Origin of the sequence: Marinobacter sp. (assembly GCF_039977835.1) — a bacterium.
GTDB lineage: Bacteria > Pseudomonadota > Gammaproteobacteria > Pseudomonadales > Oleiphilaceae > Marinobacter.
Genome location: NZ_JBDWCL010000045.1, coordinates 57,991 through 66,700, shown reverse-complemented (window position 1 = coordinate 66,700; position 8,710 = coordinate 57,991). Strand labels below are relative to the sequence as shown.

Sequence of the window (8,710 nt, the reverse complement as noted above, 5' to 3'; positions counted from 1 at the left end):
ATCGCTGTTGGTATCTCCGGGGCCATCCAGCACCTGGCCGGGATGTCTGACTCCAAGGTGATCGTTGCGATCAACAAGGATGAAGAAGCGCCGATCTTCCAGGTAGCGGATTATGGTCTGGTCGCGGACCTGTTCGAAGCGATTCCGCAACTTGAGGAAGAATTGAAGAAAGTTATGTAACTTTCTGATTTTTCGGCAAAAGGCACCTACGGGTGCCTTTTTTGTTTGCTCCGGTTTATTCGTCTTTCGGATTTTTACGCGTTGTCAGTTTCTTTTCTTTTTTACCAATAAACAGCGAATCCGCCAGGATATGAAGGGCCTTGTTGGTGGTTTGCAGGGTGCGATAGATCTGGTCGCTGGTCTGATCGTGACTTTCCCGGGCACGGCGAGCGTTCTCGCGAAACTCCTCACTGGTTGAAAAGCGATCAATCAGGCTGAATGTTGTGGTGGTTATGGTCTTGTGTACCTTCTCCACCGCACTGGTGCCACTCTTGATGGTTTCCTCCAGCAACCTGGCGCGATTGCGAGTTTCCATCAGCTCCATGCGACTTTTCTGCAGGTGACTGTGGGCAGAAATCTGATGCGCTCTCAGCAGTCTGAGGTTACGGGTGTTACGGGCCTGCTGCCTGGTGACGGAAACGATAAACCCGGTCGTTGCTGCAGTAGCAATCAGACAGAGGAGGGTGGGTGTGTCCATAATGGCTTCTGGTGCCTCCTATCGGTATTCCAGCTTCATTTCCACGTCTATTTCCCGTTCCGCCAGCTCCATTTCGAGTTCCTTCATCACTTCCTGGTAAACCAGTCTTTTCACCATAACAGGAAGCCGGTCTGCCAGCATGCGGGCCGATTTGGATTCCCGCTTCGCCAGGGCAATCGGATCCCGTACGCGGAGCGTAAGTATCATCTCCGGATCCCGTGTATTATCAGCACCATAGCTTTCAGCCAGCGCGGCCTCGATCACTTTTTGCTGACGGTGCACTCGCCAGTACAGGCCGCCGCTGACAATGGCGAGTATGAGGCTCAGTACCAGAAGCAGGGTGTTCAATGGGGTAACCTCCGGGGTTCGGGTTTATCAATCCTGACAGAGTGTGCAGTATCGGCTGGTTGAATCGATTGGCCGGTGCGACGTTTCTGTCGCAATTTCCAGGGAAACAACCGTAAGGATAATGACATGAATTGGCTAAAAGCGTTTGTCAGTGGTTTTCTCGCTACACTTATTTTTCATCAGGGCCTTTTTGCACTGTTCTACTTCGCAGGCATGGTGCCTGCAGCACCATTCAATATGAACCCGGTGCCGCCTCTGGGCGTGCCTGCTGTGTTCTCGCTCGCATTTTTTGGTGGACTTTGGGGGCTGATGCTCTGGGCGCTTCTGGCGCGACTGAACGGCTTTAAGTTCTGGTTGGGGAATGTAATAGTAGGCGCCATCGGACCAACGGCCGTTGCGATGCTGGTGGTCTTCCCGCTCAAGGGGCTCGCCGTGTCGGCCCAGACCTGGGTTGGAGGCCTGATACTCAACGGCTTCTGGGGCCTCGGTGTTGCGCTGTTCCTGGTACTGATGGGCGCGAAAGCAGCCCGAGCCCGCGCCGCTAATTCATGACGGATACTGACGGATTAAGGACAACCAATGAGCACAAAGACTGACACCACCTATGACATCGTGGTATTTGGTGCCACCAGTTTCGTGGGGCAAATTCTTACGGGCTACCTGTTTGACAGCTATGGCGTAGACAAGGATGTTCGCTGGGCGATCGGTGGCCGTTCCGAGAACAAGCTCAGTACGCTGAAGCAGAGCCTCGGCAAGGGCGCAGCGAACCTGCCAACGATCGTAGCGGACGCCAGCGATGAAAGCGCTCTTCAAGCCATGTGCGATCAGACCCGCGTGGTGATCTCTACGGTAGGTCCGTACGCCCTTTATGGCGAACCGCTGGTGAAAATCTGCGCTCAAACCGGCACGGATTACTGCGATCTGACCGGTGAGGTGCAGTGGATTCGCAAGATGGTGGAAACCTACGAAGAGACAGCAAAAGCCTCTGGGGCCCGTATTGTCCATTGCTGCGGCTTTGATTCCATTCCTTCGGACATGGGTGTCTGGTTTCTGCAGGAACAGGCTGAAAAAACCTTCGGAGCGCCTTGCCAGGATGTTCGCATGCGGGTGAAAGTCGCCAAGGGCGAGTTCTCCGGCGGCACAGTGGCCAGCATGATGAATGTAGCCAAAGAGGCCGCTGCGGACCCGAAGTTGCGTAAGGAGCTGGCCAACCCCTTCTCCATCTGCCCGCCTGATCACCGCTCCAGAACCCGCCAGCCGAGCCTGAAGGGTGCTGAGTACGATAAGGATTTTGACGTCTGGCTGGCGCCATTCGTGATGGGTGCTATCAACACCCGGATAGTTCACCGTTCCAACGCCCTTCAGAATGCCCGTTACGGAAAAGAGTTCACTTACGACGAGGCGATGATGACAGGGCGCGGCATGAAGGGCCGTCTTGCAGCCTATGGCATCACCGGGGCCCTGGGAGGGTTCTTTACCGCTTCGGCGTTCAAGCCTTCACGTTGGGTGGTGGAAAAGTTCGTGCCCAAGCCAGGCGAGGGGCCAAGCCCGGAGGCCCAGAAAAACGGCTTTTACGATCTGCGTTTCGTGGGTAAAACCGCCGACGGCAAAACCATCAAAACCAGGGTGACTGGCGACCGTGATCCCGGCTATGGCTCCACGGGCAAGATGCTGGGTGAAGCCGGGATGAGCCTTGCCTTTGATGTTGATGCCGACAAACAGGGTGGCTTCTGGACCCCTTCATCACTGCTGGATGGCAAACTCTTCGAGCGCCTGACAACCAAAGCGGGCCTGACGTTCGAGGTACAGGAAACCAGCTGAGCCGGCATTAGCTGAGCCGGAGGGTGCGGTCGGGGGTCGGCAATGCCTCCGGCGCGTGCCCCAGCGCTATAACCGTTTTCCCGTCCAGCCACTGCTTCATGCCTGCCGCAATCGTGTTTCTGGTTTCGGCATCCACGCCGGTGAACGGCTCATCCAGAATAACCAGCGGCGCCTCGTTCAGAAGTACCCGTGCCAGCGCAATACGCCGGGCTTCCCCGCCTGAAAGCTGACTGCCCATTGAGCCCAGCCAGGTGTTGAGTTGGGTGGCTTCGTGGGTAAAACGATCGGCCATGGCTACCAGATCCAGAACCCGCCAGAGATCGGCATCAGAGGCATCTGGCCTGCCAATGAGCAGGTTGGCTTTGAGTGTATCTTCGAACAGCACCGTCTGTTGCGTGAGATACGCTGACGCAATACGACGTGCACAGCCTGACGCTGGTTCTTCCAGGCCAGCCATCATCTCGGCCAGTGATGACTTGCCCGCACCCGAACTGCCAATCACGTTTACCCATTCGCCTCTTGACACCGCAAGGTCAAAACGGCTGATGACAGGGGAGTGATCGCCGAAACGGATCGTAACCTGTTCAAGTTCCAGGGCATGGCCGGGAGCTGTCGGAGCCTGGCTGGCCCCTGACCCGGAGGTGGAGTCCACCGAGCAATCACGATTCAGCCTTGCTGCGGAGGCAATGGTGCCACCCAGCCGGGCAAACGCATCCGGAAGCATTGAGTAAACTTCCAGGAGTCCCAGCAAGGCTACCGGTAATAACACCACCACTGGCCCGGTTATGAACCCTTGCTGAAATAGCTGCAGGCCCATCCAAAGGGCCAGTAGAACTGAGAGGTTAACCATCACCTGTGTCAGTCCCAGGTTCCAGCCAGTGCGGGTGTCGGCCCTGGAGTCATTGCGGGCTATCTGGTCGGCCTGGCGTAGGCACAGTGCTGCGTGTTTGCCAGTACGGCCCGCTGCAGTCAGCTCCGCAAAGCCTTCGATGTGCTCAATAACGTCTGTTCGTGCTCTTTCGCGAGCATCGGTCTGGCGATAGACCAGGTGGTGGGTACGCAGATAAACCACAACGGTTGCAACCAGAAATGCCGGTAACAGCGTTATCAGCAGGCCAATGGCGAGGGCCTTGCTATAAAACACCCAGGCCACCACAACCAGCATGGCGGTTACCAGCGCTGCCAGCGCTGCGGGCGCGATCAGGCGGAGGTAAAGGGTGTCGAGTGCATCCACATCGTTGGTCAGCCTGGACAGCCACTGTGGCCCTCGCAAGGCATTCCTTCGGTTCCGTGCGGTGTGACTGAGGCGCTCAAATAGTGCAACCCGTATATCCGTCAGCAGGCGCAGCACTGTGTCATGGTTATAAACTTTCTCCACGTAACGGGCAACCGTGCGGGCGACTGCGAAAAAGCGTATGCCTCCGCCGGGAACATAAAGATTGAGTGACGCTTGCACACCTGCGGCCAACAACAGACCGGTGAGGGCAGTTGCAGTTATGAACCAACCAGACAATGCCAGCAGCCCCATGCCAGTCAACAAGGTGATCAGAATCAGAAGGCCACCGACCGCCAATCGGCCCGGGCGCCGGAATATCAGGGATAGCCACGGCCAGAGCTCACGCATCGTGCACACCTCCCTCTGTTACCAGAAGGGTGCGATTTGCGAGGGTGAGCAACGCCTGGTGGTGAGTGGCAAAAATCAGCGTCTTACCGGCCAGGGCGAGTTTGTGGAGTGCTTCAAGAATGTAGATCTCACTGTCGCTGTCCAGCCCGGCAGTGGGTTCGTCAAGCAGAATGAGGTCGTAATTGGCAACGAACACCCGGGCGAGACTCAGCCTGCGGGCCTGCCCGCCGGAAAGCCCCTGGCCGTCCTCCGTGATCCTGCTGTAAATGCCTCGTTTACGATTGTTGAGTAGATCCCCCAGGCCCACCTGGCGTAATGCGGCTTCTATGGCAATGTCCGTTGCCTCCGGCGTGGTGAGTCTCAGGTTGTCAGCCCAGGTGCCGTGGACGAGGAACGGAGACTGCCCGAGCCATCCGAAGGGCTGTTCACCTGGTGCAGCACTGAATATCGAGAGTCTGCCGTGATCGGGCTGCATAAAACCCGCGATCAGATACAGTAACGAGGACTTGCCACCCCCGGACGGGCCTGTGAGAGCAATAACATCACCTTTTCTGATCTCCAGGGACACCTGGTCGAGCACCGGTCGATCACGATCATAGGCCAGCGAGATGTCCCGCCCTGAAACGAGATCCGGCGCCTGAGGGCGGAAGGGGGCCTGCGCAGCCGGACCGGCCCCGTCAACGCCGTGTAGCCGCTGCACAAGCTCTTCGCCAGCACCTATCGCGGCTGCACGGTCGTGATAATGCTGTGACAGCAGGCGTAAAGGCTGGAAAAACTCGGGCGCCAGCAGCAGCACCAGTAACCCGGAGAACAGGGTGAGATCCCCTGCCGGGCCAAACGTGATATAGCCCAGCAAGCCAAAGCCAATATAGATTGCCACTACGGCAATCGCTACCGAAGAGAAGAACTCAAGTACGGCAGAGGACAGAAAGGCGATCCGCAGGGTTTTCATGGTAACGCGACGGTAATCATCGGAGCGTTGGCGCAGGATTTCTGCCGAGGGTCCGGTCTGACCGAACAACTGCAAGGTGGTCAGCCCGCGAACTCTGTCCAGAAACTGACCAGACAGCCGGCTGATAGTCTGGAAATGCTGCTGGTTCAGCTTTTCCGCCCCCATACCCACCAGCGCCATGAACAGGGGAATGAGCGGGGCGGATAGCAACAGGAATATGCCTGCAAGCCAGTCGAGCATGAACACAACCACCAGAACCAGCAGCGGAACAACGACCGCCAGAATCATCTGGGGAAGAAAACGGGCGAAATAGCCATGCAGGGCATCGGTATGGTCGAGCCACTCCCGCGCCAGGGTACCAGCCGAAACCTGCCCCATGGCAACGGGGCCGGTAGCCTGCCAGCAACGGTTTACCTGATGGCGGACCTCGCTTCGCACTTTACGACTGCAGCGGGCCGCGAACCGCGCCTGGAGGCCCTGAGCCAGCCCCCTGACCAGAATGGCGGCGACGGCGCCGGTGAACAACAGGGAAAGCTCTTCAACCGGCACCTCGGCGACAATACCCTGGTGGACAATGCCTGCCAGAAATGCCATCTGGGCGATGGTTGCAAGCCCCACGACCACGCCTGCGGACACCGTGGCCAGTATCAATGGGCGGCCGTGGGCTGCAAGCCCGCCCAGCCAGGCGCGGGCAGTGGCCTGTTCTGCCACTTAGTGGTAACCCTCGCCGGCGCGGACCTTGCCGCGGAACACCCAGTAGGTCCAGGCGGTGTAGGCCAGAACCACTGGTATTACAAACACCAGGCCAATCAACAGGAACAACTGGGATTCGTACGCGGAAGCTGCATCCCATAGGGTGATGTCTGGCGGCACAACGTAAGGCCAGCGGCTGACAATCAACCCCAGGTAAGTGAAAATGAACAGGCCCAGAGTTGCCACAAAAGGCATACCCTCGAAGCGGTTGCGCACTGACCGGAAAATCTGGAAGGCGCAAATCAGGGTGAGTGCCGGAAGTATCCAGATAATGGTGATGTTGGAGAACCAGCGGTCTTTTACCATCTCATCCACAAACGGCGTCCACACGCTGATGATGGCGAACACCGCCAGTACGACCAGCAATAATGGAATGGTGATTCTGTAAGCCCACTCCTGAAGCCGGTCTTCGGTTTTCATAATCAACCAGGTGGAGCCAAGGAGGGCGTAGCCGGCCAACAGCCCGAACCCCGTTAGAACAGTGAATGGGGTCAGCCAGTCAAGCGCGGCACCGGAGTAAACTCCGTCGGTTACCTCAAAGCCCTGTATGTATGAGCCAACCACCGCGCCCTGGGCAAACGCTGCCACGGTAGAACCCCCTGCAAAGGCCCAGTTCCAGAGATACCGCGAGGTATTGGCCTTAAAGCGGAATTCGAACGCTATACCCCGGAAAATCAGGCCCGCCAGCATCAGGAAGACACCAATGTAGAGCGCAGGCAAGACAATGGAGTAAACCAGGGGGAACGCAGCCAGAAGGCCGGCACCCCCGAGCACCAGCCAGGTTTCGTTACCGTCCCAGACCGGCGCCACGGAATTCATCATGGTGTCCCTGTCTTCCTCCGTCGGTGCGAAAGGAAAGAGAATACCCATGCCAAGGTCGAAGCCATCCATCACCACATACATGATGACGCCAAAACCAATGATGAAGGCCCAGATCAGAACCAGATCAACGATTTCCATACTCAGTGCCTCCCCTGGTTAAATGGCTTTTCCGTGCTGTTATCGTCAAACTCGAAAGATACATGGGCGGCAGAAAATGGGCGTTTGGGTCGGTCCGCGTTGGGTTCTTCATCCATGTAGCTATTCTCCATCCCTACATATAACACCCGCATCAAATAATAGACCCCCGCACTGAACACCAACGCATAGACCACGATGTAGCCAATCAGTGAAAACAGGGCCATACCGCCCGTCAGTGATGGCGTGACAGCTTCTGAATGGGTCATCAGCCCATATACCAGCCACGGAGCGCGGCCAATCTCCGTTACAAACCAGCCGGCCAGCACCGCAATAAAAGGTGTGATGCTCATCAACCGCAAACCCTGCAGGAACCAGGGCGTTTGCCAGTAGCGACCCCCGGCCCGCAACATCAGGCCTGCAAGGGCAAACACAATCATCAGCAGGCCAAGGCCAACCATCACCCGGAAGGACCAGAACACAATCGCCACTGGTGGTTGCTCCTCCACCGCCACTTCGTTCAGCCCGGGCACCTCGCCATCCCATTCATGGGTCAGAATGAAGCTTGCCAGGCTGGGAATGCCAACTTCAAAATGGTTGGTCTGGTTTTCCTGATCCGGAATCGCAAACAATAGCAGCGGCACGTTGCGAGAGGTTTCCCAATTGCCTTCCATGGCAGCCACCTTGACAGGCTGGTGCTCCATGGTGTTCAGGCCATGGAAATCGCCCACAACCGCCTGGGTTGGAGCAATAAACAACAATAACCAAAGGCACATTGACAGCGCTTTGCGATTTGTTTCAACTTCCCGACCTTTTAGCAAATACCAGGCACTCACACCCGCCACCACGAAAGAGCCGGTAAGGAATGAAGCCAGCACCATGTGAGCAAAGCGATAAGGAAAAGAGGGATTGAAAATCGCCTCACTCCAAGAAGTTACGTAGAACACACCGTCCCGGAACTCAGTGCCTGCCGGGGTATGCATCCAACTGTTAGCGGACAGAATCCAGAAGGACGAGATGAAGGTGCCCACCGCGACCATAATCGCAGCAAGCAGGTGAACACCGGGAGGAACCTTGTCGCGGCCAAACAGCAATACGCCAAGAAAAGCGGCTTCGAGAAAGAAGGCCGTCACCACTTCATAACTCAGCATTGGCCCAAGGAAGTTGGCAGAGGCCTGGGAGAAGTTGCTCCAGTTGGTGCCGAACTGGAAGGACATTACAATACCGGAGACCACGCCCATGCCAAACACCACCGCAAACACCTTGGTCCAGAAGGCGGAGAGTTTTACCCAGGAAGGATTGCCGGTTTTGAAGGCCAGACCCTCAAGCACGGCGATATAGGATGCCAGCCCGATCGTAAAAACAGGGAAGATGGCGTGGAAGGACACCACGAACGCGAACTGGATTCGCGACAGGAGTAGGGGATCAAGTTCCATGCAGGAAACCTCCGGACACTACGGTCAACACGAAAAAACGAGCGTTACGAACCCATTTGGCCGCTGCCTTCTCTGGCTTTGTAGTGTTGTTTATGCCGGCAGATGATTACCATGCTACTCGT

Annotated in this window: 8 protein-coding genes and 1 pseudogene; 3 read left to right on the top strand and 6 right to left on the bottom strand. The window is 56.9% G+C overall.

From position 1 onward, the window contains the following. Nucleotides 1-180: pseudogene (locus ABJM11_RS14550) on the top strand (electron transfer flavoprotein subunit alpha/FixB family protein); the annotation flags it as partial. 55 nt (nucleotides 181-235) lie between these two features. Here the strand turns inward: ABJM11_RS14550 and ABJM11_RS14545 are convergent. Both ABJM11_RS14545 and ABJM11_RS14540 read right to left on the bottom strand, forming a co-directional pair. After that, nucleotides 236-697 (bottom strand): hypothetical protein, encoded by a 462-nt coding sequence (locus ABJM11_RS14545; protein WP_348295637.1) that lies wholly within the window; start codon nucleotides 695-697, stop codon nucleotides 236-238. 18 nt (nucleotides 698-715) lie between these two features. Continuing rightward, nucleotides 716-1,045, bottom strand: a complete 330-nt coding sequence (locus ABJM11_RS14540) for a hypothetical protein (RefSeq protein WP_348295636.1) — start codon at nucleotides 1,043-1,045, stop codon at nucleotides 716-718. Between the two features lie 126 nt (nucleotides 1,046-1,171). Here ABJM11_RS14540 and ABJM11_RS14535 point away from each other — a divergent pair, with 126 nt between their 5' ends. Beyond that, nucleotides 1,172-1,597 carry a hypothetical protein gene (locus ABJM11_RS14535; protein WP_348295635.1) on the top strand — a complete coding sequence of 142 codons (426 nt, stop codon included), beginning with the start codon at nucleotides 1,172-1,174 and terminating at the stop codon, nucleotides 1,595-1,597. 27 nt (nucleotides 1,598-1,624) lie between these two features. Continuing rightward, a complete protein-coding gene (locus ABJM11_RS14530; RefSeq protein ID WP_348295634.1) occupies nucleotides 1,625-2,866 on the top strand; it encodes a saccharopine dehydrogenase NADP-binding domain-containing protein in 1,242 nt (413 codons plus the stop codon). Between the two features lie 7 nt (nucleotides 2,867-2,873). On the opposite strand, the gene cydC is transcribed toward ABJM11_RS14530, so the two are convergent. Genes cydC through ABJM11_RS14510 form a run of 4 tightly spaced genes read right to left on the bottom strand, consistent with a single transcriptional unit; the run spans nucleotide 2,874 to nucleotide 8,588 of the window. Further along, on the bottom strand, nucleotides 2,874-4,490 hold the full coding sequence (gene cydC / locus ABJM11_RS14525; protein ID WP_348295633.1) for a thiol reductant ABC exporter subunit CydC: 1,617 nt from the start codon (nucleotides 4,488-4,490) through the stop codon (nucleotides 2,874-2,876). Then, nucleotides 4,483-6,153, bottom strand: coding sequence for a thiol reductant ABC exporter subunit CydD (gene cydD / locus ABJM11_RS14520; protein ID WP_348295632.1), 1,671 nt, complete (start codon nucleotides 6,151-6,153; stop codon nucleotides 4,483-4,485). Before cydD ends, cydC begins: the two co-directional genes overlap by 8 nt. Continuing rightward, nucleotides 6,154-7,155 (bottom strand): cytochrome d ubiquinol oxidase subunit II, encoded by a 1,002-nt coding sequence (gene cydB, locus ABJM11_RS14515; protein WP_348295631.1) that lies wholly within the window; start codon nucleotides 7,153-7,155, stop codon nucleotides 6,154-6,156. A 2-nt stretch (nucleotides 7,156-7,157) separates the two neighbouring features. Then, nucleotides 7,158-8,588 carry a cytochrome ubiquinol oxidase subunit I gene (locus ABJM11_RS14510; RefSeq protein ID WP_348295630.1) on the bottom strand — a complete coding sequence of 477 codons (1,431 nt, stop codon included), beginning with the start codon at nucleotides 8,586-8,588 and terminating at the stop codon, nucleotides 7,158-7,160. Nucleotides 8,589-8,710 lie beyond the last annotated feature (122 nt).

What these genes read in the sequence shown, in the direction of transcription:
- cydB (WP_348295631.1), bottom strand. Translation starts at nt 7,155, where the DNA reads ATGGAAATCGTTGATCTGGTTCTGATCTGGGCCTTCATCATTGGTTTT.
- ABJM11_RS14535 (WP_348295635.1), top strand. Translation starts at nt 1,172, where the DNA reads ATGAATTGGCTAAAAGCGTTTGTCAGTGGTTTTCTCGCTACACTTATT.
- ABJM11_RS14530 (WP_348295634.1), top strand. Translation starts at nt 1,625, where the DNA reads ATGAGCACAAAGACTGACACCACCTATGACATCGTGGTATTTGGTGCC.
- ABJM11_RS14545 (WP_348295637.1), bottom strand. Translation starts at nt 697, where the DNA reads ATGGACACACCCACCCTCCTCTGTCTGATTGCTACTGCAGCAACGACC.
- cydC (WP_348295633.1), bottom strand. Translation starts at nt 4,490, where the DNA reads ATGCGTGAGCTCTGGCCGTGGCTATCCCTGATATTCCGGCGCCCGGGC.
- ABJM11_RS14510 (WP_348295630.1), bottom strand. Translation starts at nt 8,588, where the DNA reads ATGGAACTTGATCCCCTACTCCTGTCGCGAATCCAGTTCGCGTTCGTG.